Origin of the sequence: Thermoactinomyces sp. CICC 10521, from assembly GCF_016055135.1 — a bacterium.
In the GTDB taxonomy this organism is placed as follows: domain Bacteria; phylum Bacillota; class Bacilli; order Thermoactinomycetales; family Thermoactinomycetaceae; genus Thermoactinomyces_A; species Thermoactinomyces_A daqus.
On the sequence record NZ_JAECVZ010000029.1, the window covers coordinates 12,920 to 35,424 of the forward strand.

Here is a 22,505-nt window from a genome sequence, read left to right on the forward strand (position 1 = left end):
TTTGTTGCCACTTACTCTTGCTCTAATTGCTTTTTCAGTAGCTCTAACGCCATTTCAATGACGTTGTTTCTGCTGATGTTCTTCCCTTGCTCAAATGAAAGTCTTCTCGCCGTTTCCTCAGCCCATTCGAGTAGATCTGGTTTCAAGTAAACGTGTGTCCTTTGCTTCTGAGCCATTGTTTTACCTCCGATTTGGTGATGTTGGTGACTATATATAATACTATACTATTTACAAAATTAAGTCAATACTCTTGGAAGGTTCACTGTTACGTTTCACTGTTACGTGTTATGATTAAGTTGCCATTTTAAGTAAAAGTGTGAGGTGATACATATGTCCGGAAAAGTGTACTCAGTTCTAATGAACAAAGGCGGCGTAGGCAAAACATCTTTGATTACCAATCTGGCTGCGCTTGCTGCCGAGAAAGGACATCGTACTCTGCTGATCGACGTGGACGGCCAGGGCAACTCATCTGTTGCATTCGGACTGGTGCCCAACGACTTTTCGTACACCGCCAAGGATTTGTTCACCGGTCAGCTCGAACCAGAAGGAGTCATCTTCAATCTTTCAGAGAATCTGGATCTGATTCCGTCCAATAACGACATGAACCTACTCGAGTTCGAGATTCTGACCAAACTAGATAAATACCCTCAGCCATTCAGATTGATTGTTGACGCGGTCGATCAGTTGAAGGAACAGTACGATTACATTTTTATTGACACACCTCCCAGCCTCGGTTTGATCGCTGGAAACGTACTGAGTGTCGTGGACGATCTCATCATCCCGTTTGTACCGGAAGCCTTTGGTGTCCAGGGGTTCATTCAAGTGGTTGAAGCGTTGGAGGAATTTGAGGAAAACCAAGGCATCAAGGTGAACATTAGTGGGGTCGTTGGGATGATGTACGACATTCGGACGACACTCCACAGAGAGATGATGGATGAGGTTCGGAATTACTGTGACAGCACCGGGCTTAAGCTGTTTAAAACCATCATCCCCCGTTCGATTCGATTCTCCGCTTCCGTTGCATACGATCGGAAACCAGCTGTAATGGTGGATCGAAGTAACCGGATGGTCAACGCTTATCGAAGCCTGTATGAGGAGGTCATCGGTGAATGAGTCGGAAGAAGAAGTCTGTGTTTGGTTTTGCGGCTCAGATGCCAAAAAGTGAAACGGATCAAAAACAAGAACAAGTGAATCAAAACACGAAAGCGGAACAAACAACCGATTCAGTAAAACAAACGACTGGTACTGAAAAAGAAACAAAACCAGTAAACCAAAACAATGAACCGGAACAAGAAAACGAAGAAGTGAAACAAATTAATAAACCGGAACAATCAACAGTAACAAGCAACAGTAAAACTAAACCTGAACCAACAACAGTAACCCTTAAACAGAACACTGAACCTGAAAATGAAACCATCACAGTAAAACCTAGCATTGAAACTGAACCCTTAAACGTAACAGAAAAACGTAATACTAGCACTGAACAAGAAAATGATTCAGTGAATGTGAATACTGAAACTGATGATGAAACAGAACAAGTAAACAGTCTCACTGAAATTGTTCAGTCAATAGAACAAGTGAGCAGTACAACTGAAGCACAACAAGAAAACGAAACAGACAAAGGTTTCCTTGAACAGTTTCAAGAAATCATCAAGAAACCAACCATCGAAGAAACACACAAAAGACAGACCTTCCTGATCGATCGAAAACTGCTGAAGCGATTGGACAGAATCGCAAAGAGACAACCCAAGGGTTTCAAGACACACTTTCTAAACTATGCCTTACAAAAGGCGCTGGATGAGTTAGAAAAAAAGTAAAGGCTTAAAAGAGCCAGGGTAATCATTCCTCCCCTGGCTTTTCTTTAATTTTTGCCTCGATTTCATCAAAATAAGCGGGTCGATCGTGCTTTTCGACAATAGGAAACAGATCGAAAAAATCTAGGTCAAAAGCGACCATGATTGAAGCAATGAAATCAGGGTTGAATTTTTCATGCTTGTTCCATTTTGAAAGGGTTGCCTGTGGGATACCAGTTTTGAGCGCAGCATCCATTTGGGTGATTCCTAATTCCTTGATGATTTCAGCTAACCTGTTATCAGTTTTTACAATGGGTGCTTTGTGATTGTATAGACGTTTGGCCTTGGCTTCTTCTACCAGTTTTTCATCCATATCTTCCCCTCCTTTTCATTGCACACTAATTATTTATTATAACATATGGAATAAATAAAATATACCGATTGTTTTCCGTTATGCCATAATGTATAATCTAGATACAGAAACAGAAAAGAGGTGAAATCAACACAGATGACAGAAGTGGAATTGCTTTTTCTTCAAGACATCGCTTATAAAAGCATGATCGTGTACAGCAATCACGAAAGCAAGAGACGCCGCAGGGAAAGACTTCGCAGACCTATTTTCCCATTCGAACACATACCTATATCGCAGCGACCCGCATATGTTAAAGCTGGCGAAGTCACAGAATTTGAAATTGAAAGGGGTGATTATTTATGAGGAACCTGTTCGGCGAACCAGAACCTTATGAGCGGATTGTTCGTAAAGACCCGTATGAGTTCGACACTGATATCGATCCGCCGCGTTCATAAAGGAGTGGGCACGATGCCTCGAAAGAAAAAACCTGATGGTCCGATTCCGCCATCGATTCCGCTTTTTAGGGAGCCGCAGGGAAAACTGCCGGCTAAACCGTCAGATGCAAGTCAGCAAGATCGGACCGTGAAGCCGTCACACAAAGAAAAAGCTCCCTCCGGCGAGATCAACGGAGAGAGCAAATGAAGAAAGTCTTGCGTTCATTCAGTATATCACAGATTGGGGGACAAACGATACTCCTTGCCGGCGGCTGTTGTAATCTTTACCTCGGATGGAGGAATGGGCACATTTGCCCAAAGCCATTCGGCAATCGGGATCGCATCTGCAAGGCGGCCGCCGAAGTAGCGTCCAGCATAATCATATGCGGCACTGATCGGTTCGAGTTCTTCGCGGTTTTCCATGAACTTAAGAAAAAACTCTACGGCTATCGGTGGATAGCCTAAAGCAAGACCGATATTTCGATAATATTCACGACTATAAATCTCGACGCCTTGCATACTTTCAGCAAATTTATCACGGCTTTGGACATCTTGGAAAAACATGATGGTTTCGTTGGTCAGTGTAAATGAGGGATACATTGCTTTCAGCAAATGAATTGATTGGTCTTCAAAGTCTGTTAAATATGCTGGCTTGAGATTAGCAAGAAATGCTTGGTAATCAGTCAAAAATATCACATCCCTTAAGGAGGAATGAACCATGGGTTGGTGGGGCTCTTCAGATGATGATAACAAAAAAGAAGAGAAGAAAGAATATGAATGGGAGTGTACCAATTACTTCTGTAGCTATACCAAGACAACTTCAAATGATTGGTATACGCCGACTTGTAAATATTGTAATGTGCCCATGAGATTAAAATAAATAACACCAAAAGCCCTCTTCAATTTGAAGAGGGCTTTTTAATTAACTTGATATTAAACCAATGCCTCTATTTGGTGGATGAAAATCTTAATGTAATCAGTTCATCAAGGATAGTATAGTATTTGGTCATCCCCAAGCATTTGTAGCTTTGCGCAATGAAATATAAGATCTCTTCTACTTTATCCTTTTCCTTCTGTTTTTTTGCTATTTTGAGAGCTTGTTCGAAATACTGAATTGCTATAGCATAATCTTCTTGAAGTAAATACATCTCACCTGTAGACTTAAGAGCGGCGAATAAATCACGATTATTTTCAATATGTTTACTCAACTTAATGGCTTTTAAAAGGTATTCTTCGGCCAAACTCCATTCTTTTTCCTTGCTGTAAATTTCCCCTAACAAACGGTATGTCGGAGGGAGAATTTCTTTGTTGTTAACATGTTCCGCTAAATGAATAGCGGTTTCAAAACAATACTTCGCCTCTTCAGGATCATCTATCGAATTGAAAAATTCCCCCATAGTAGTCCACAACATATATGCTCCATCATGTGATTCATTTAAACGGGCGATGTAGATGCCATCTGATAAAACTTCGAGTCCTTCCTTAAACATCTTTTTGTGTCTTAAACAACGTGAATAGATGTCTATTGCTTCCATCAAAACATTTACATAACTAATTTTAGAGCGTAAATCCCAAATTTTTTTAGCTTCTGAATAAGCTTCTTCGATCCGTCCCAATTTGTACAAGTATATAGCTTGGTCAGTTTTCAATCTAAAATAAGGAAAGTCCCGAATTTCGCTCGGAATATAGCAGTCTAATCCTTTTTTGGCTAACTCTAAAGCTTTTTCAAATTCATTTCTCAAATAAGCAATTCTGGCCAAAAACCGATAGGACATAGATTTTCCGTTCAGATGTGACAGGTCTTGACGTTCATCTGTTAGTCGAATGGCCTCCAAAAACTGTTGGGAGGCCTTTTCTAGTTGATTCCTTTTCATATAGAAAAGCCCTTTAAAATAAGGAGTAGCAGCTTGATAACTTGAATTATCGGGGAGATATCCCATTCCTTCTTGAGATTTGAGTAAGTCTATCCAAGTATGTGCTGCCATCATTCTAATATACTCTTTCCCATCGTCTTTCACATCGTTTTTTTGTGATTTTATTTCATTTATAAGTTCCTCCCAAGAATAACCTAATTTTTTAGCAAGCTTTTTCATTGTCTTTATATTGTGATTCGTGCCGCGTTCGATATTGCTAATTGTACTAGCGGACATACCGGGTTCTGCCAGGTCCTCTAATCGAAGATTTTTCTCCTTTCGAATCTGGCGAAAATATTCACCTATTTTCAACAAAAATAAGTCATCCATTATTTTTCACCCTTTAAACAAGTGTTTCACAGCTTCACCAGTGTTTCTTTTGAGGTGGGATTTTAGTTTTTAAAACTGCAATTAAACATCGTTTAATGTTGATCGCTTTACAGCTGGGTTAAATTCCAGAACACATTGGTATAATTCCAGCTAAAACACCACTAAATTGATCGGATGATTATGAAGATATACAATCATCCATAAATCATATTAACAATACAGACTAGGAGAAAACAAATGAAAGAAATCTATGAGAAAGATGGAAAACGAGTAACATTGATTGACCTAAGTGATCAATTGTCTAATGAGACCCGTGAATATGAAGTAAACGAACATCAAATTCATTATCACGACCATAAGCAAGGTGTACATTTACCTAAAAAAATATTGGGTCTTGATCAAAAATACTGGCCTGATGGTTTGGCTTGGGCAACAGAGACTGTGATACTTAATACCCACTCTGGAACACATGTCGATGCGCCTTATCACTATGGGCCGATCTCCGGTGGAAAACCAGCCCGGACAATCGATCAAGTTCCTCTTCACTGGTGCTATGGTGATGGCGTTGTTCTGGATATGCGCCATAAGAAAGTTGGAGAGGGGATCTCAGAAGTCGATCTGCAAAAAGAACTGAAGCGAATCGGATATACGCTCAAACCGTATGATATTGTCTTGATCCATACAGGTGCTTCTAAACATTTTGGGACACCTGGATATCTCTTCAAACAACCTGGATTAACCAAGGGAGCTGTTGAATGGCTTATTGACCAGGGCATTAAGATGATTGGGATTGATGCTTGGGGAATTGACCGGCCACTGGATCGTATGGCAGAAGAGGCCAAAAAAGGAGAAGTTCAGTTCTGGGAAGCGCACCTTGTTGGAAGGGAGAAGGAATATTGTCAAATCGAGAAATTAGCCAATCTGGATCAGATTCCTAAACCGTTTGGCTTCAAAGTATCTGCGTTTCCCATAAATATTGCTAATGCAAGTGCTGGATGGTCGAGAGTGGTCGCCATTATTGAAGAATGACGAATGGGGGAGGGAATGCTGGTTGAACGAAAAAGAAATACTCGATTTGTGGGATACAACCCGCCGAACTCCGCACGATCCAAAGCGAGTACTTGATTTATGGGATACCACACGAACGGACAACTATCAGTTGCAACAAATGAGAAATAGACAACGGATACAAAAGTTGGCGCTGATCCCTTTAGCATCTGGGGTAGCGTCCATTGTATTAGGGATTGGGCTTGTTGGATCTGCTTATGCGGAGGAAATCAATTTAGATCCGATTTTGAATGTAAAACCCGAAGTGAACCAACAACCACAAGTTTCAATCCCGGCTGTGGATCGTACGGTTCCAAAACAGGATAGTGAAAATGTATTGCCATCGCCAAAAGAACCAAAGATAGATTTGGATTTCGGTCAAGATAATAGTTCTCAAGATGCCAAACCTAAGCATCGTCATCATCAAGATCATCAGAATTCTTCTGGTCAACAATCACCTGAGCCGAATGTAAAAATAGATCCTCAACCCGATTCTCAAGATCAACCAGATACATCTCAACCAGCACAACCGCAAAAGCAGCTATTGCCACCAGTAGCACCAGCATCTCCAGAGCCAAACACGAATTTATCATCGGTTCAAACTCCAAAGTCAGTACAACAGCAACCAAATTTACCAAAGATGGATGATAGAAAAACAAATTTTCCTCAAAAAGTAGCGAATAGTAAGCCTACAACAGTCTCCGTAGGAACAGATTCGGAGCCACATACTTTGGTGACAACTGGGCCCACTCAAACTAAGGATACAAGTGTTGTTCAACTGGCTGCGTCCGAAAATCAAGTAGTTGAACCAGTACAGAAAACAAAAGATGGCGTTAGTTTACCGAAAACAGCTACTCCGTATGGGAATCTCTTTCTTGCTGGATTTTCATTCTTATTAGGCGGTTGGTTGTTACAACTTTCACGGAAAATGAGGAAATATGCTTAGGTTTTATTGGATACCAATTTTGCTTGGAATTTCACTGATGGGATATGCTGGATGGCACCTGTATCAAGCATCGGAAGTAAAAGCAGAACTGATTAAACAAGAACAACCCTCGCAGTCAGATCGAAAGAATGAGCCAATAAAGCTTTACCATCAGCTGCCTGCAATTGATACTCATATAGGAAATTTGGAGATTCCCCGGATCAAGGCAACTTTGCCGATCATCCAGGGAGCAAATGAGGATGAGTTGGAAAAAGGCGTTGGGCATGTCTATAATACGGCTCTTCCTGGCGAATCGGATACTGTTGTTTTGGCCGGACATCGAGATACAGTGTTTAAGCGTTTGGGTGAGGTCAAGATAGGGGATCTGCTGATAGTTAAAACGAGTGTGGGGACCTTCATTTACAAGGTCACAGGGGCCAAGATCGTTTCAAAAGATGATCAATCCATTCACTCCACCTATCCCGATCCTCACCTCGTCGTTAGCACTTGCTACCCGTTTGGGTACATTGGACCGGCACCGCAGCGGTATCTCCTAATGGCTGATTTGGTCGAAAGGGATAGATAATGATCTATCCCTTTTTCGATCACATGAAAGGAGTGGAAGACTTGAATCTAAGAAAAGTGAGGCTGGTGGTAAGTACCAGCATCATTGTGGCTTTGGCTGCCAAGGGAGCATATGACATCGTTGCTCCGCCCCGAACACAGGTTAGTGCGGAAAAAACGAATGACAAAATAGCCCCGGTCTTCGTTGATTCAAGCCAAGGAGCTGAGAACTATGCTGTGTATTTTGCTAACTACTGGTTGACGGGTGATATCGAATCGGCTAAACGATATGCGGCCAAGGGGTTTGATGTATCAAAAGATTTACCAAGACCAATCAAAATTGAAACGATTGCGCCTTGGGGAGCAAGAAGCATTGAAAAAAATAAAGTCAGTATTATCGTGCGAGTGAAACCAGTCGGTAGTAATCCCTTCTTTGTCGAGGTTCCTGTTGTTGTGAATCAAGGACGGTATGGCGTAGTTGGATTACCGAACTTTATACCGGAGCCAGCTAAGGCCAGCAAACCAGATAATCCAGATATTGACGAAACACAGGACTTGGCTACAAAGCAGCAGGTTGAGCAGGTGATCGAATCTTTTTTTAGGCAGTATACGGCTGGTACACCAGAAGATCTTGCCAATCTTTATGCTGATGGAAAATCACGTAAAGTATTGGGCATGAATGCTACTTTTGAAAACATAAGCGCCTTGGAAGTAAGTGATCCAGAAGATAACAAGTTGTATGCGCGGTGTACCGCTCGTTTGAACATAAATGGTGTTAGTGTACCACAACAATATGAATTTTGGTTTGAGAAAGATGGGAACCGGTGGTTGATCGACTCCACCAACCCCATGATTTCAACACCGTAGAGGAGGTTACATTGTGCAGGAAGGATTACAGCACTTTATGGATCGGATATGGGACTGGCTATATCCGAATATCACACAAGGGTACACATTGGCAGTTCTTTTGATCATACTCTTTCAAGGTTTTAACAGAAGATATCGGGCATATATTCCGATCACGATTTTCGGTTTGGCTTTTATAGGACTTTTCGTTTATTTCCCGGATACAGTCAAAGAGTTTGTTGGTTTTATCAATAACTTGCTTTCAGGTGATTCCAATGCATGATGAACGGGAATGGATTCGGTCCTATGCTGAAGCGTGGGACGACTCCATACGGGTGCATTTCAAAAACCGTTTTATATCGATCACAGTGAGTTTTTCTGACTGCATCTTTTTTATCATCTTAGAAGGATTCATGCTCTTATTGGACAAAGGGCTTGGGCTTGCATTTGCCCCATTGGTTCATTACTTGGTGATCCCTGGAGTTATTGTTTATTTGCTTAGGAAAGCAAAACCGGAAGGAAAGCCAATCCACCAATGGCTGCTTTCGTTAGTCAAATATTTACTTTCAGATAAACATGTAGGTGGGAACTTGGAGCCAGTTGAATTAAGCAAATCTCGACTACGTGTGTTGAGTAGAAAGGCGAAGTAATGGCGGTGTTCACCGCCATCTTTTATAAGGAGGATGGAGAAAATGGCATCAGAAGCTCCTGTCTTGTTCCGGTCTGCAAATATGATCGTAACCAAAAATCGAACAGGTCAATGTTTTTTCCGTATTCCACAAGAGAACTACTCGTTTTTGCCGACGGACGAAAAGAAAGGGCTGAGAAATCATATTGCACGGTTCATGAACGAGTTCCCATACCGTCTTACGTGGTATCAGGTTCCGGTTCCGTATTCGCCAAAACAAGCCATTCAGTTTGATCTTTCCAAGGTACCAGAGCCATTGAAAGATGCAGCCATTGAAACCTTGGAACAGACGGAACAGTATATCCGTAAGCGAATCCCGACGAAATACAACTTGTATTTGGCTGTGGATATGGAGCCTATTTCAGGTGGGGTTGTGGAAGAAATGTGGCGCGGAATGTATGAGCTATTGCGTGATCCTTTCGTGCTGATTGACGAATGGATGGGAGGAGACTATTATCGACTTCCCTGGACCGAATGGAAACGGTTTGAAACAGCGGAAAGAGAGATCTATGAGTGGATACGCCAAAAGCTACATGGAGGAGTAGAACGGTGCAGTGAGGCAGAGGTGCTTTGGCTAATTGAACGGAGTGCCTGCCGAGGATTTAATCCCCCGTTGCAGAAAGAACCGATGGAATTGCTGGCAGAAGAAGATGGATATATTTACGCCTCACAAATTGATATGGATCGGGGCTTGCATGATGTTTCCTTGCGTTTCAATAAACCCATGGGCATGATCCAGTGGGAGAAAGATTTCAATGGTGAAACGAAAAGAGGATATTTTTCAATTCTTACCGTTTCCACCCTTCCGCATGGTGTGGAGTTTCCAGGCGGAGCTGAGATCTACCATAAGATTCGCGAACTGAACTTTGAAGTGGACATCATCATCCGGACGGAACCTATTTCCCCAGCGGATGCACGGAAAGAATTGCGGAATAAGTTTCAAGTCATCTTAGGGCAAATCTCTCACACGGCAGATTCTAAAGACCTTGAACTTGAGGGCACGGATGAACTGGAGGGAGATGTGCTGAAACGGATAGTAAACCGCCAATTGGATAAGAAAATCGCCACAGAGAAAATTCCCATTTTCAAGACCCAAATCATGTTTGTGGTATGGGGAAATGATCGTAAAGAAGTGGAACGGAGAAGAAGGGAACTTCAAGAGAAGATGATGAGCATGGATTTGCGTCTGGAAATTCCGCGAACAGGCCAAAAGGCGTTATATCATGATACGTTGCCCGGCTCTCAGCAAATTGAAAAATACTATCTTGTTCGTTCCACTGGGGAATTTCTTGCATCCTTCATGCCGCTGGCCACGACAGAGGTGGGTGATCCGTCCGGAATTTATGCTGGGAATACGGTGATGACGGAACCAGGCATTTCAGAGGATGCATTAGGGAGGGCACCCGTTTTCATCGATGTTCATCGAGCGCGCAACCTGTTATCGATGACTTCCAGTTCGGTGATCGCCGGGAGTTTGGGAGCGGGGAAATCAATGTTTGCCGGTCATCTCGTCTATAACGAACTTTTACAAGGCGTGCATCATTTACTCCTGCAACCCAAAGATGAGCTTTGGGCATGGCCTTATGAGTTGCCGGAATTGGCCCCAATCACCAATATCGTTTCAATCTCCAATTCGGTTCGTGACAAAGGAAAATTCGATCCGCTCACGCGTATCGGAGATGATCCGGAAGAACGCCAGTATGCGAAGAAATTGGCCACCAGCTTGTTGCTATTCTTGGCTGAGGAAAAGCCCAAAGATTGGGGTGGGCAAGCGATCCAAGCAGCTGTTGATCTTGCGGTAAACGATCGTCAACCGTCCATGATGCGAGTACTCCACTACTTAGAAGCATATATTCGAGGAGAGCTAGACAAAGAATTTGATCTAAATCGTGCTCAAGCACATCCGGAAGTGGAACGGATATATTCGTTTCTTAAACGTCAGGCTCAATCGCAGGCGCAATTGTTCTTCGGGGATGGAACTGAGACACCCATTGACGTGTCAAATCCTTTGACGATCATTCAGATGCAAAACTTAGGAATTCCGGAAAAAGGTCGTGAGGATTACCGGTTGAACATGGCTTTGTTCATGGCCATTACTGATTTTGCCCGGCGATTCGTCAATCAGCGAACTAATGTGCCGCGGTCAGTTTTGTTTGAAGAACTACACGCAATTAACCAAGCTCCGGAAGGACAACAGGTTTTGCGTGAGCTGATTCGGACCTGTCGTTCCAAAAACGCAGATCTCAAAATGGTCATTCATAACATGCGTGACTTGCGGATCGGATCGGAGTTTAAGGGAGAAGGAGAAGATGGTGGGGAGGAAATTCGCTCCAACTTGGGTTATCGGTTTGTATTCCGGATGGGCGATGATGCGGAAGCGCGGAAAGCATGTGAACTGTTGGGAATTGAGCCGAATGAGGAGAATGTGGCTCATATTCGGAGTCTACGGACGGGAGAATGGATCATGGCTGATCTGGAAGGGCGAGTGTCCAAAGTAAGATTGGATTTAAGCGAGCTGAATCCCCGATTGTTCCGATCCTTGGATACTCGACCATTGGCGAATGAACGGCGTGAACGGGAATTTGGCCGTTTGCGTCGCCAAGCAACCCAGCAAGTGGAGGTGCCCTAATGATTGCATGGATTACCGAACGTAAGAGTGCAATGATTGTGTTCCTGCTGATCTTGGTTATTGTTGGTGGTGTGAGTATTTTAAATTGGATTAGAGGTGAATCAGACAGTAAATTAACGCCACCTGAGCAGGGAGCCTTGGAATTTTGGAAAGCAATGAATGTTGAAGGGGATGCACAAAAAGCAAAACAATTAGATGCTAATGGAGATGAGCACAAGGCTGTTTTTAAAAATCCCATTAATAAGGTAATGATCATGCAGTCTCCTGAACGACCGGCGACCGATAAGACAGCGAAAGTGTTTATTTACACGCCAGATGATGATCGAGGTTACATGCTGGATATGGTAAACCAGAATGGCAAATGGAAAATGCGACATTACGAAACAGATTATGGGCTCTATGATTATGTGGCCAAATATTATCCGGATCACCAGCATGATTGGAAAGAAGTGAATCTCAAATGAGAGACCGTCGAATTTTAATTCTACTTTTTCTCGTAGCGTGTTTGGTGTTGCCGGGGACTGCAAACGCTGCTGACACCTTGGAAAATATGCTTCCTAAGCATTCGCCAATCAATGAAGATGGATCTGTTACGAATGAGCTTTATGAAGAATTCAATGTGGATAATTACGTATTTGATGGGGATTATGGACTCACAGATATTTTTGATGAGTCTGGCAACGAAGTCATAAGCAGCTTTTATGTGGCTGGTATGTTTGGGCTTAAAATTGCACTGTATCTTTTTCAATGGTCAATTGAAGCGCCTTTCTTTGATCAATTGGCTGCTTGGGTAGCGGATGCAGTCAACTGGATGGGAGGACATATCTTTTGGACAATTCTTGACACTCTTTCCATCTTTATCAGTTTATGGATTTTGGTGGAGGTATTCCGCCGGCAATATGCCGATAGCGCCAAATCACTTCTCACTTCCTTAGTTTTTTTGGCTCTAAGCATGGTCTTGTTTAATAACATGGGAGAGGCCCTTCACAATATCAATGATTTTTCGAATGCTGCCTCTGCACAAATCCTGGCCATTGTAGATCAAGGAAAGGATAGTGACGACGTTAATAAAGAGGCTGTTGTCAAAGCATCTAACAAGATTTGGGAAAACTATGCGATCATTCCTTGGCAATTTGGCGAGTTTGGGAAATCAATGAAGCCTGGATCGGAGATATCTGAAACATCCAAAGACCCTATTGCGAAAGATACCTACCTAATTTTGAGCTCAAATGATACCGATCGGTCTAATTATGTCAAACAATGGGCCGAAGGAGATAAACCTCGATATCCAACATTGACAAGTGATGGCGACTTGTCGGGGCGCACGGTCGTAACCATTACCACTTTACTTACTAATTTGATCTTTGTAATTTTCTTGGTCACCTTGTCTCTGTTTGGACTTTTCTATAAGCTGGCGTTCCTGATCTTGGCGTTCATGTCCCCGCTCGTTTGTCTTTTTGCAGCGTGGCCGCGACAAGGAGTTTGGACCGTTATTAACTGGGGACGGAATTGGATTGGAGCGGGGCTGTATGGAGTTGTCGTTGCATTTTTGTTGGCCTTCTACTTAGGAATCTCTACCAAGTTATATGAATTGGTTCCGAAAATGGGATGGTTTTTTGGTGGGGTAATCCCTCAGATGGTTTTAGTCATGATGTTAGTCATGTTCCGAAAAAAGCTAATTCAGTTCTTTCAAATGCCAGTGCGCCAGACTCGAAACATGTTTAACCAAGTACGTCGCCAGATTGGAAGAGGAGAACCATTCCGTTCTCAGAGCAGGGAATTTGGCAAGCAGATAAATAGTGTTTTTGATCAAGCAGAATCCAAATTTTTTGGAAGAGAACCGGCTGTGGCTGGAGCAGCAGCTTCGGGTGGATCAAGTGGAAGTGGGTTTAGTAAACCGTACTTGCAAAAGATGATGGCCACTGATCAGCCCGTCGAAAATCAATCCAAAATGAAACAGCAACAACAGCCGTTGCTAGTTGGGAAAAAGGTTGGGGAAGTCAAAAAAATTGAGGCCCCTGATGTTAGTCGGAAAAAAGGCCAAACAGTAAAAGTGGGGGAAGAGGCAGAAACTCCGCTCGTTACCAAAATAAGTGTACCGGATCAACCTCAACGGGGGCGCATTATAAATGGTGAGTTTATTCCATACCGTTCACCACAGTCTACGGTAAAACAACATGCGCTTATCAATGAAAAGAAAAAGTATCGTTTGGCTCGTTCGGAAGATATAAAGAAACGAAAATTAGCGTTGGAAGCCGGAAAAGTGACAGTTAAAGCAACTGCGTATCTATTGGCAAAATCCAAAAAGGGGGCAAACAATGAATAAACCTCGTTTTTTCTTTGGATGGTCAAAATCACGCCAGTGGCTGTTTTTGGGGGCGTTAGTGGTATGGGCTGGGTTGGCATTTTGGATGTTGACTGGTCAGAAAAATGAGCAGGTAGGCGTAAAAAAGACCCCGACCGATGCAGCGGCTTCGGGGTCTCAACCTCAAACAGAGGATACTTCCAGTGTAACGGCTACTCCCAATTTTACACAAGCAGATAAAGACCAGGCAAAGAAAGTGGCAGAAACATTTGTCCCGCTTTACACCACTTATAAGGTTGAGCAAATCAACAGTATGGTCGAAAGCATTCGCCCTTATGTGACTGATCAGTTCTATGAACAGGAAAAGGAGAACGCAGCAAACATTCGGCCTACAGCAGAGTTTTTTCAGTTCCGCTTTGTGAAAATGGAGGACGGCTCATATATTGAGCCGATGGATAACGATCTTTATTGGACGGCTACTATTACGATGGAATCCATTCATGCTGATGGAAAGAAGGAGCAGGAGCAGTACGATTATGCGATACGCTTGAAAAAAGAAGGCGCAACATGGAAAGTTTCCGAGGTGGAAATGAGTGAACTTTGATCCTAGTATGGAAAAACAGGAGAAGAAAAAAAACATTGGAAAATGGATTGCGCTTATTCTAGTAGTTTTTTTGGCAGTCACTGGACTTGTCATTGTTTTGGCGTTTATGTTTTTGACTACATTGCAACAGTCACTTTTCCAAACTCAAAACATTATGACTGCTGGTGATGTGGAATGGGCAATTACGGAAACCGGTCAAAAGCTCATTCCTGCCAAGTATCTACCTATTTACAAAGAGGCTGGAAAAAAATACGGCGTACCCTGGAACCTACTCGCAGCTATTCATGCGCAGGAAACCTCTTTCAGTATGGATTTAAGTGTAAGTAGTGCGGGGGCGGTCGGCGCCATGCAGTTCGAACCGTGCTCGTGGTTGGGGTGGGATTACTATAAAGACCAATGTGACAGCAAAGGGGATCTTAAGCCGGGTGTCCACATTGATCTAACTGATCCGCACAACATCCATGGTGGAGAGGGCCTTGATGCAGACGGTGATGGAAAGGCCGATCCATACGATCCTGTTGACGCGATCAACGCAGCTGCAAAGCGCTTGGCCGCGGACTACAAACGAACAGGGAAGGATTGGTTTGCTCAAGGAGGACCGGTATGGCGCTACAATCCTAGCATGAAGTATGTGTCAGACGTGGAACGCAAGTTTCATGAGTTTGCGCAACCACTTTTCACCGCTCAAGCAACGGCGCCGGCAGAAGGCAAGATAGGGGAGCTTATCAACGAAGCAAAAAAGCTGATCGGCGTGACCAAGTATGTATTTGGTGCAAATGACTTTCCGTATAGATTAGACTGTTCATCCTTTACCATGAACCTTTATAAGCGCGTATTTGGTATTGATATTGGGCGTGACACCCTAACACAAGTTACCAAAGGAGTACCGGTAGAGAGAAATGAGTTGAAACCAGGTGACCTTGTGTTTTTCCGTGGGACCTATCGCCCTGGCGTCAGCCATGTGGGGATCTACATTGGTGGAGGAGAATTCATCAATAACCAGAGTACCGGTAAGGATGTACAGATTGGGCAATTAAATCAAGGATATTGGGATTCGCATTACTACACAGCGCGTCGTGTTGTGAGATAGAGAGAGGAGAAGCAAAAATGAGTCGGGGACGTAGAGAGCATGGAGGAAGCGGGATTGATTGGCTTATTCTTCCCCTTGGTTGGGGAGCCGTTGCGTTAATTGTGGTGGGTATGATCTGGAAGAAGTTTATCAAAGGGTGGTTGGCATCGTTTGATTCAGATATACTGGTTGTTCCCAGTACTCAATTTGATTTCAGCTACGTTACAACCTTTATTGAGTGGATTATTGGTATCGGGATTTTAATCGGTGTTTGGCTTTTGGTGGGGCCTTTCTTTTATCAGAAGCTGGCCCGCAAGAATGTGCGCTGGAAACGAATCATCCTGCATGCTGACACGCAGCACGACGGGAAACAGGTAGAGAGACTGATTACGTCCTTATGGGAAGCCAAGCGGTCGTGGCTTATACGTTTGTTGCGTGGCCGGGAGTGGTTCCAATTCCTTATGACATGTGTACCTGGTGATCATCCAGAGGGTGAGATTTTGTTATATGTGGGATATCCGCAGGATCGAGATCCCTATATTGGAAAAGAAATATTGAGCGTTTACCCAAACGCTGAGTTGATTGATATTCCTCTTGATCAAGTTCCCCAGCCTTTTTTGGAAAAGGGGATAGGAGGAAAGCTTATTTGGCAATATCCCAAACAGCCAGGACTTCCTCTAAAATCCTTTGACGGATCAGAGGAAATTAGCCAAATCCTAAATCATCTGACACCTGGAGCGTATTTTTCCATTGCTTTTAGTCCGGTATCCTTGAGAAAATTACGCCAGCTATCCAAGGAAACAAGGGACGCAGTGATTCAAAATCGCAAAGGTAATCGATTTGCTTTTCTCCACCCTTATTTTGAGGCCACACCGAAGGTATTAGGCCGGGATGTATCTACTTCACAAAGAAAAGAATTTCCTGAAGAGGTCAAAGAAGTACTGGAAAATCTGAAAAAACGTCATGCTGGACAGACTGCCGCTTTTGATACCGAAATCTACATTTGGCATGAAGCAGATGACAAACGGACGGTTGAATCGATCGTAAACAAGATAAATGCTGCGGTCAAACATTCAAATCGATTACGATTAGATACCACCAGGAAAAGCCCGATCCGTTTGGCCCCATATCCTTTCTGGAAGAAGGTAATGACGTGGACGGGAAGCGAACTGGCCAACCTGATCCACTTTCCGAAAGGAAAAACCAAGTATGAAAAAGAGAACCGAATTAAGCACATCATGGATCGGATTCCTCACTTGATTCAGGGACAAAATCCGATTGGGGCCAATGATTTTTTGAAAGGAATTCCCTTCGGATATGTGATTCATCCAGCTTATGCAAAGCGAATGCTTTATATTGCTGAGAAGAAGTTGCGAAAAATGGCGCTGATTCTTGGAAAAATCGGTAGCGGTAAAACGGCCTTGATTTTGATGATGATTCGCCTGTGCCTCCTTTGGAAGTTGGTTCGGAAAGAACCAATGGGAGGACTGACTTTCATTGATCCCAAAGGGGATGGGGTGAAGACAGCACTTACTTACTTCCAAATGCTGCGTGCGCAAGGACACGACTTTGATGAAAGCAAAGTCCATTATTTTGATCTTACTTCAGATCAATATTGCATTGGTTTAAACCTGTTAGATTTGCCAGGACAAACGGAGGACCAACGGATCGCCAATATCATTGCGATTTTACAAAACGCTTATTCCTCTGATTCTGCTTGGTTAAAAAAATATGCTCGGCCAACGATTCGAGCACTTCTTCGTGATAAGCACGAAAAGCATACGATATTGGCAATACCTGAGTTTTTAAGAAAGGACAGCCCATTACGGGAACGGATCAAGAGCCAGTTGAAGAAGGGAAATGTCAGTGACCAAGCACTTTACCGCAAATTAGAGGATTTGGAAGACAAATTCGGCGGGCATGAGGTGGAACCGTTCCTGAATCGCTTAGATGAGTTGATTGAGAACCCGGTCACTCAACGGATCTTTGGCCAAAAGGAAACGAACTTGGAGATCTTGCGATACTTGGAGGAAGGACATTTTGTTTTCTTCAACGTGGAAGGACTGGCTGAGCAAAAAGAAGCGATGAAGTTAGTCATGGGAATGATCGTCACGCTCTATCATCAGGCAGCTCAAGTACGACATAACCAATCTCAGAACCACTACCTGGTCATTGACGAGGCACATCAGTGCCAAATTCCCGTTTTGTATGAGCAAGTGATCCCAAAGGATCGGAGTAAGGGCCTGATCGCCATCTTGATGACTCAATATCTGGATCAGTTTGTGGAGCCCCTCAAAAAAGCCATTTCCGAAGTAAGTGGTCATATTTTTGCCTTTACCTGTGGTTCTGAAACCGCCAAGAAAGTGCAGGAGTACACTGGTAACCGATTCAAAGCAGAAGACGTTGTCAATTTACCGGAGTTGGAGGCTGCCGTCTATACCGAAAGTGATTCTGGCGAGAGAGTATCTTTTCGAATCCGTGTGGAACCGCCATATATCATGCTTGATGGAAAGCCCACTTACTATGGCCCTCAAGAAGAGCGTCAGGCCAAAGAAGAAAGAGAGGCATTCCAGAAAGCTCTACAGGAATTTGGACTTCGCTGGATGCAAAGGGACTGCTTATCTGTTGAAGAGGTTCAGAAACAGATTGATGCATATCGGGAAAAGCTTGGAACCTGGATAGGAATGCGATGTTGTGGGGAGAGAATCATCAACAATCCCCGACAGATCAGATAAAAGATGAACATCAACAAGCGAAAGAATCTAATAACAGTGAAATAGACCCATGGATGATCGCTAATAAAGAGGAGGATGAAGATGACAGTTATCGATGATGTGTTAAAAAACTTGAGCCTGACAAGAAGTGAAGAGCTTTTAGGATGTGTCTATTTCGGGCGTATGATTGCCCCCCATCAAGTTGCGCGCTTGATGGGGGTTGGAAATGACTATATCCTTCAGCTCAAAAAAGATCTCAATAAAAAGGGTAAAATGATTCTTTCTCATCAAGCCGGTCGCCGTAGCCGAACCAGCATGATTTTCCCAGAACACTACAAAACCGGGCCCCGTATGTACGAATTAGGACCTTCTGGTAAACCCATTGTGGAAGGGATTATTGGAAGGAAAATTAACTATACTCCCCTTACAGGTAATCAAAAGTCGCATTATTATGGTATCAACGATATTCTTGTGCGGACACTCGATTGCCTGATTGAACGAGAATACCGACGCCTGAAAAATGATTTGCTGGAGGACAAGAAAACGGCATTGGCTCGCGCTCATGCGCTGGAAAAGGTTCAATGGTTTAATACTCAAGAGACAAGTGAAATCATTTACGGCTTATGGGAGCCGCACTTAAATTTATTGAAGTCGAAAGAAGACCAAGCGAAGGTAATCAGCAGCTTGGTTTTCCCTGATGCACGTCTGGCTATTGAAGACCAAGCATATTGGATCGAGTACGATAACTTAACTGAAAATATCAAGCCAGATCCGAATCGCCCGAAAGCCCTGGAAAATCCAAATCAGACGTACATCTGGGATAAGATGATCAAATATATCAATACCATGGGACCGATCGGGAACACCGATGTGGTCATTTGGATCATTCCCAGTGAGACACGCAGGCAGAACATAGAACAGTGTTGGGAAGAGGTGAAAAACTCAGCCTACATTCAAAAAAAACGCCAGCAAGTGGAGGAAATGGGGCGGAAATTCTTTTTTCCAACTATGTACTTTTTCACTCCTGGACAAGAGCAAAATTTTTTTCATAAAAGCTGAGGTGGATCACTCCCCTCAGTTTTTTATATACTGAAAATTTGTTAATATACTACATATGAATATACATTTGATAATCATTTTCAATACATGTTGATTACATATGACCATATATATGACCGTACATATGTAGCTACATGTAGTTTTTCTAAAATGGTTTTAAACTGCTTATTCTCTATGGTTTCGCCGTGGATCAACCTTCTCGAACTTGATACGATAAGACGTCATCTTATCGTCCTCCTACTCTCGCCACTGCTCCCTCCGTCGTCCTCAGCTGCCGTTTATCGTGCCTTATCGTGATGAAGTAGTGGGCTAGACATTTTTTGAAGGGATTTATTGATCAGAAACGAATATCTTTGGCTATGAATGTAACATTTCATGACGGAAAGGTTGATAGAGCGTGTTTTCAATGATTCTTGATGTAATAGTTACAGTCGGTATACTTTTGCTCCATGCCACAGGTTTTTCACAATTTCCACAAGTAGGGTAGATGGCACCAAATTCGCCAGATGCTACCTCACCCCTAATATATTAGCATATTAATGTAATTCATCCCGGCAACAAATTTTCCATACGATACCATAAAAACTGCATGCATAAGAACTATTCCCGCAAAAATACCAAAAAAACCACGCATTTTTCCTTTCTTCACAAGGCGTAATCCACCAAAAAGAAAGTGAAGGCTTTAAGTATAGAGAAATTTAAGAAAGAGGCGGTTTAAACTGCCTCTTTCCTGCTTCTTTTAGAATCGGGCTCAAAGGATAATACTTTTTCACGCTAATGAGGAAGGCTTTCACATGCCTTACCGTCATGATCGCCATCGAGTTTGTATGGGTCACTGGGGCCGGCTTTTTCAAAAAAGGCTTGTGCTTCTTGTTGCGTTTTAAAATCACTACAGTCTTTATCTGGCATATTTGGATGTGGTTCGCCTACCGTTATCGATGGAACGGAATGGCCAGAGGTATTAGTTGACTTGCACCATTTGTCCGGATGGTAGCCGTCTTTTTGTGCATATTCTGGACATTGCCAGATTCCAATATGCTTTTCTTTGGCTATCTCCTCCGCTTTTCGGTAATCGGACAGGTGTTTTTTCGATTCATATATGTAGCCGACGCGTGCCAATCCGGCTTTCAATAAGGCTTCCTGCACACTTTGACCGTCCGCGTAAACATAGGCAAGAATTCGATCATATTTATCGCGTTTCTCAACATCAAATTCCAGGCTAATCTGTTGGGCATGAGTCAGCATCTGGTTTGTGAATTGGGCAGCTTCTTCTCCCAAGGGTTGTTTACCAAGTTTGGGATGATGGGTTTCGGGGGTGTCTATTAGTAAAAAGCGCACTGTTTCAGTTTTTCCGTTCAATTTGACTTTGGCAGTGTCTCCATCAACGTCTTTGACCAACTGAACATTCGTAAAATTAGCGGTTGGCTTTGTCGGAGCTGCTTGCGAATTGCAACCAATTAACAGTAAAGAAACGACAAAGGCTGAAAGAATTCGTTTCAAGGCGGTTCCTCTCTTTCTGTATTTTCTTTCTAATATACCTTACAATGTTTATCTCTACCAAAAAACCGGCGCCCTTTCTTCATTCATCTCTGTTTATTTAACAATATATAATAAACTAAAATATTTATTAATGTCAGATACCTATGGGACCTTTGAGCGATTATCAAGGGATAAAATCGTCGTATATTAGGCAATTTTTTTATTCTCGCCGTCCACGTCTCGCCTTCGTCTCTACTTGACCAGTTCTCTTTCCCCAGATTTTTATTTTCTCTACTAGGTTTACTTTGTGAAAAAAAGAAGTAATCGTTGCCGTAACCGAAGAAAAATATGAGCGAGAATCTCTAAATTTCCTGTATAAATACGAAATGACTTGAGTCTCCCTAAAGAGTGTCTCAAGTCATTTTCCACTTCTTGGGCAATTGGCGGCAAAATTGGTCGATGCTCCCTCCACCTCTATAAAAGAGGGCCAAGTGCATATAGACATGTTGGTAATGCAAACAGTTGAAAATTGAAATAATTTCGTTTACGATTTTCCGTTTTTTAGGGGAGTGTTGGAATTGCGCCTTCCTCTTTTATATAATTTTATTGAATAGTATGAATAAATCAATGAAAGAGGGGATCGATCATCCTTTATCTGAATCGGTTTCGTTCTTATCTGCAAGAAAAAATCCTCATTCGACAAAAGAACCGATACAAGCAAATCAAGCAGTTATCTCATACCCAAGCGTTTTTTCGATGCCTGGTCACAGTGGTGGAGTCCTGGATACTCGGGGAAAAAATTCAATGGGATTTTCAATATGCCAAAACACAAAGTCCCATTGAACGGAAGGTCTATAATGCGTTAAAGAGCCGATATTCTTTAAAAACGCAAGTTCCCTGCGGAAAATATTTTATTGATATTGCAATTCCCAAGTATCGGATCGCCATTGAAACCGATGGGCGTGCTTACCATTCGTCCTATCAGCAAAAGGCCCATGACAGAAGAAAGGATCAGTTTTTAGAATCGCACGGATGGACGGTCTTGCGATTCACGGGTGCCCAGGTTAATGGTAAACTCAAATGGGTGCTTGCCCAGATTCACAAGGCAGTCGAAACCTATCGTCCACCTTGGTATCAGAGATGGGCCAAAAAGATATGGAAAACTGTCAAACGGACAGGAAGCTAGGCTTCTTGTCCATTTTCACTTTAAAAATCGAGCGGAGTTCAAGCGAACATAAAAAAAGAAGCCACACCATGGGGGAGCAGTCTCCATTCTTTTTCAAGCAGTATTATTAAGCGAACGCGGGCGGGATAGGCATAGTGATCCATAAACTAAACCGGTTCCTTTCCGTAAAACGTCAAGGGAACCGGTTTATAGGATTTGGAACAAATTTCTATTTGTAACTGTATATTTTACACGTATCTCGGACTTACCCCGGATAGAATAACTGTACTTCTCATAGGATATAACTGAGACAAAACTTCCTTCTAACATCACCCTCTCGTGGTGATGCTTTTTTATGTTGATGTCCTGATGTTTTCACTCATGATGTGACAACCTGTCCATAAACTTGCTTCATCTTCCGAATAAATAATTGATGCCAACCAAATCCTGTTTCCCCAAGTACAAATAAAGCTACCCGAGTAGGGTAGCTCGAGGTTGTTGACAAAGAAGGTCAACAGCCTTTTTTGTTGAAAAGGTATAAAAAAACATTCCGAAGGAAGGTTTCTATGTTCAGGACGAATTCATCCAG

Annotated in this window: 23 protein-coding genes; 18 read left to right on the plus strand and 5 right to left on the minus strand. The window is 42.8% G+C overall.

Translation table 11 applies throughout. The annotated features are described in order from the left end of the window. Positions 1–11: 11 nt before the first annotated feature. The gene (locus I8U17_RS15080; RefSeq protein WP_198059722.1) at positions 12–176 is read right to left on the minus strand and encodes a hypothetical protein; all 165 of its coding nucleotides are present in this window, start codon (positions 174–176) and stop codon (positions 12–14) included. Between the two features lie 154 nt (positions 177–330). Here I8U17_RS15080 and I8U17_RS15085 point away from each other — a divergent pair, with 154 nt between their 5' ends. Both I8U17_RS15085 and I8U17_RS15090 read left to right on the plus strand, forming a co-directional pair. Then, positions 331–1,113, plus strand: coding sequence for a ParA family protein (locus I8U17_RS15085; protein ID WP_255518269.1), 783 nt, complete (start codon positions 331–333; stop codon positions 1,111–1,113). Then, complete coding sequence (locus I8U17_RS15090) at positions 1,110–1,817, plus strand: hypothetical protein (protein ID WP_198059724.1); 708 nt, start codon at positions 1,110–1,112, stop codon at positions 1,815–1,817. The genes I8U17_RS15085 and I8U17_RS15090 overlap by 4 nt, the downstream gene beginning before the upstream one ends. Before the next feature lie 22 nt (positions 1,818–1,839). On the opposite strand, the gene I8U17_RS15095 is transcribed toward I8U17_RS15090, so the two are convergent. Then, positions 1,840–2,166, minus strand: a complete 327-nt coding sequence (locus I8U17_RS15095; protein ID WP_198059725.1) for a helix-turn-helix domain-containing protein — start codon at positions 2,164–2,166, stop codon at positions 1,840–1,842. Between the two features lie 447 nt (positions 2,167–2,613). Here I8U17_RS15095 and I8U17_RS15100 point away from each other — a divergent pair, with 447 nt between their 5' ends. After that, positions 2,614–2,787, plus strand: a complete 174-nt coding sequence (locus I8U17_RS15100) for a hypothetical protein (RefSeq protein ID WP_198059726.1) — start codon at positions 2,614–2,616, stop codon at positions 2,785–2,787. Between the two features lie 26 nt (positions 2,788–2,813). On the opposite strand, the gene I8U17_RS15105 is transcribed toward I8U17_RS15100, so the two are convergent. Next, positions 2,814–3,266: a hypothetical protein gene (locus I8U17_RS15105; protein ID WP_198059727.1), complete on the minus strand. Its 453-nt coding sequence runs from the start codon at positions 3,264–3,266 to the stop codon at positions 2,814–2,816. Between the two features lie 31 nt (positions 3,267–3,297). On the opposite strand from I8U17_RS15105, the gene I8U17_RS15110 reads away from it, so the two are divergent. Then, complete coding sequence (locus I8U17_RS15110; RefSeq protein WP_198059728.1) at positions 3,298–3,459, plus strand: hypothetical protein; 162 nt, start codon at positions 3,298–3,300, stop codon at positions 3,457–3,459. A gap of 67 nt (positions 3,460–3,526) precedes the next feature. Here I8U17_RS15110 and I8U17_RS15115 read toward each other — a convergent pair whose 3' ends face one another. Then, positions 3,527–4,822, minus strand: a complete 1,296-nt coding sequence (locus tag I8U17_RS15115) for a helix-turn-helix domain-containing protein (RefSeq protein ID WP_198059729.1) — start codon at positions 4,820–4,822, stop codon at positions 3,527–3,529. A 237-nt stretch (positions 4,823–5,059) separates the two neighbouring features. On the opposite strand from I8U17_RS15115, the gene I8U17_RS15120 reads away from it, so the two are divergent. The 13 genes from I8U17_RS15120 (at position 5,060) to I8U17_RS15180 (ending at position 19,272) form a co-directional block, all read left to right on the plus strand. Then, positions 5,060–5,851, plus strand: a complete 792-nt coding sequence (locus tag I8U17_RS15120; RefSeq protein ID WP_198059730.1) for a cyclase family protein — start codon at positions 5,060–5,062, stop codon at positions 5,849–5,851. Positions 5,852–5,873: 22 nt separating this feature from the next. After that, positions 5,874–6,815 carry a hypothetical protein gene (locus I8U17_RS15125; RefSeq protein ID WP_198059731.1) on the plus strand — a complete coding sequence of 314 codons (942 nt, stop codon included), beginning with the start codon at positions 5,874–5,876 and terminating at the stop codon, positions 6,813–6,815. Further along, entirely contained in the window at positions 6,808–7,380 is a 573-nt protein-coding gene (locus tag I8U17_RS15130; RefSeq protein ID WP_198059732.1) for a class D sortase, read from the plus strand. Before I8U17_RS15125 ends, I8U17_RS15130 begins: the two co-directional genes overlap by 8 nt. 41 nt (positions 7,381–7,421) lie before the next feature. Further along, a complete protein-coding gene (locus I8U17_RS15135; protein WP_198059733.1) occupies positions 7,422–8,225 on the plus strand; it encodes a conjugal transfer protein in 804 nt (267 codons plus the stop codon). Between the two features lie 13 nt (positions 8,226–8,238). Further along, the gene (locus I8U17_RS15140; RefSeq protein ID WP_198059734.1) at positions 8,239–8,487 is read left to right on the plus strand and encodes a hypothetical protein; all 249 of its coding nucleotides are present in this window, start codon (positions 8,239–8,241) and stop codon (positions 8,485–8,487) included. After that, positions 8,480–8,854 carry a TcpE family conjugal transfer membrane protein gene (locus tag I8U17_RS15145; RefSeq protein WP_198059735.1) on the plus strand — a complete coding sequence of 125 codons (375 nt, stop codon included), beginning with the start codon at positions 8,480–8,482 and terminating at the stop codon, positions 8,852–8,854. The genes I8U17_RS15140 and I8U17_RS15145 overlap by 8 nt, the downstream gene beginning before the upstream one ends. 42 nt (positions 8,855–8,896) lie before the next feature. Beyond that, the gene (locus I8U17_RS15150; RefSeq protein ID WP_198059736.1) at positions 8,897–11,521 is read left to right on the plus strand and encodes an ATP-binding protein; all 2,625 of its coding nucleotides are present in this window, start codon (positions 8,897–8,899) and stop codon (positions 11,519–11,521) included. Further along, complete coding sequence (locus tag I8U17_RS15155) at positions 11,521–11,985, plus strand: hypothetical protein (protein WP_198059737.1); 465 nt, start codon at positions 11,521–11,523, stop codon at positions 11,983–11,985. The genes I8U17_RS15150 and I8U17_RS15155 overlap by 1 nt, the downstream gene beginning before the upstream one ends. Continuing rightward, a complete protein-coding gene (locus I8U17_RS15160; protein ID WP_198059738.1) occupies positions 11,982–13,847 on the plus strand; it encodes an energy-coupling factor transporter transmembrane component T family protein in 1,866 nt (621 codons plus the stop codon). Before I8U17_RS15155 ends, I8U17_RS15160 begins: the two co-directional genes overlap by 4 nt. After that, the gene (locus I8U17_RS15165; RefSeq protein ID WP_198059739.1) at positions 13,840–14,430 is read left to right on the plus strand and encodes a hypothetical protein; all 591 of its coding nucleotides are present in this window, start codon (positions 13,840–13,842) and stop codon (positions 14,428–14,430) included. The genes I8U17_RS15160 and I8U17_RS15165 overlap by 8 nt, the downstream gene beginning before the upstream one ends. Beyond that, positions 14,420–15,520, plus strand: a complete 1,101-nt coding sequence (locus I8U17_RS15170) for an NlpC/P60 family protein (protein ID WP_198059740.1) — start codon at positions 14,420–14,422, stop codon at positions 15,518–15,520. The genes I8U17_RS15165 and I8U17_RS15170 overlap by 11 nt, the downstream gene beginning before the upstream one ends. A gap of 17 nt (positions 15,521–15,537) precedes the next feature. Continuing rightward, positions 15,538–18,234 (plus strand): type IV secretory system conjugative DNA transfer family protein, encoded by a 2,697-nt coding sequence (locus I8U17_RS15175; RefSeq protein ID WP_198059741.1) that lies wholly within the window; start codon positions 15,538–15,540, stop codon positions 18,232–18,234. Positions 18,235–18,315: 81 nt separating this feature from the next. Further along, entirely contained in the window at positions 18,316–19,272 is a 957-nt protein-coding gene (locus I8U17_RS15180; protein WP_033102237.1) for a hypothetical protein, read from the plus strand. Positions 19,273–20,046: 774 nt separating this feature from the next. On the opposite strand, the gene I8U17_RS15185 is transcribed toward I8U17_RS15180, so the two are convergent. Then, positions 20,047–20,772 carry a thermonuclease family protein gene (locus tag I8U17_RS15185; RefSeq protein ID WP_232331133.1) on the minus strand — a complete coding sequence of 242 codons (726 nt, stop codon included), beginning with the start codon at positions 20,770–20,772 and terminating at the stop codon, positions 20,047–20,049. Positions 20,773–21,523: 751 nt separating this feature from the next. On the opposite strand from I8U17_RS15185, the gene I8U17_RS18865 reads away from it, so the two are divergent. Next, on the plus strand, positions 21,524–21,937 hold the full coding sequence (locus I8U17_RS18865) for an endonuclease domain-containing protein (RefSeq protein ID WP_198059742.1): 414 nt from the start codon (positions 21,524–21,526) through the stop codon (positions 21,935–21,937). Positions 21,938–22,505 lie beyond the last annotated feature (568 nt).

Coding starts and splice junctions, on each gene's coding strand:
- I8U17_RS15110 (WP_198059728.1), top strand. CDS start 3,298: ATGGGTTGGTGGGGCTCTTCAGATGATGATAACAAAAAAGAAGAGAAG.
- I8U17_RS15100 (WP_198059726.1), top strand. CDS start 2,614: ATGCCTCGAAAGAAAAAACCTGATGGTCCGATTCCGCCATCGATTCCG.
- I8U17_RS15115 (WP_198059729.1), bottom strand. CDS start 4,822: ATGGATGACTTATTTTTGTTGAAAATAGGTGAATATTTTCGCCAGATT.
- I8U17_RS15080 (WP_198059722.1), bottom strand. CDS start 176: ATGGCTCAGAAGCAAAGGACACACGTTTACTTGAAACCAGATCTACTC.
- I8U17_RS15175 (WP_198059741.1), top strand. CDS start 15,538: ATGAGTCGGGGACGTAGAGAGCATGGAGGAAGCGGGATTGATTGGCTT.
- I8U17_RS15090 (WP_198059724.1), top strand. CDS start 1,110: ATGAGTCGGAAGAAGAAGTCTGTGTTTGGTTTTGCGGCTCAGATGCCA.
- I8U17_RS15150 (WP_198059736.1), top strand. CDS start 8,897: ATGGCATCAGAAGCTCCTGTCTTGTTCCGGTCTGCAAATATGATCGTA.
- I8U17_RS15165 (WP_198059739.1), top strand. CDS start 13,840: ATGAATAAACCTCGTTTTTTCTTTGGATGGTCAAAATCACGCCAGTGG.
- I8U17_RS15155 (WP_198059737.1), top strand. CDS start 11,521: ATGATTGCATGGATTACCGAACGTAAGAGTGCAATGATTGTGTTCCTG.
- I8U17_RS15160 (WP_198059738.1), top strand. CDS start 11,982: ATGAGAGACCGTCGAATTTTAATTCTACTTTTTCTCGTAGCGTGTTTG.
- I8U17_RS15120 (WP_198059730.1), top strand. CDS start 5,060: ATGAAAGAAATCTATGAGAAAGATGGAAAACGAGTAACATTGATTGAC.
- I8U17_RS15180 (WP_033102237.1), top strand. CDS start 18,316: ATGACAGTTATCGATGATGTGTTAAAAAACTTGAGCCTGACAAGAAGT.
- I8U17_RS15085 (WP_255518269.1), top strand. CDS start 331: ATGTCCGGAAAAGTGTACTCAGTTCTAATGAACAAAGGCGGCGTAGGC.
- I8U17_RS15145 (WP_198059735.1), top strand. CDS start 8,480: ATGCATGATGAACGGGAATGGATTCGGTCCTATGCTGAAGCGTGGGAC.
- I8U17_RS15095 (WP_198059725.1), bottom strand. CDS start 2,166: ATGGATGAAAAACTGGTAGAAGAAGCCAAGGCCAAACGTCTATACAAT.
- I8U17_RS15130 (WP_198059732.1), top strand. CDS start 6,808: ATGCTTAGGTTTTATTGGATACCAATTTTGCTTGGAATTTCACTGATG.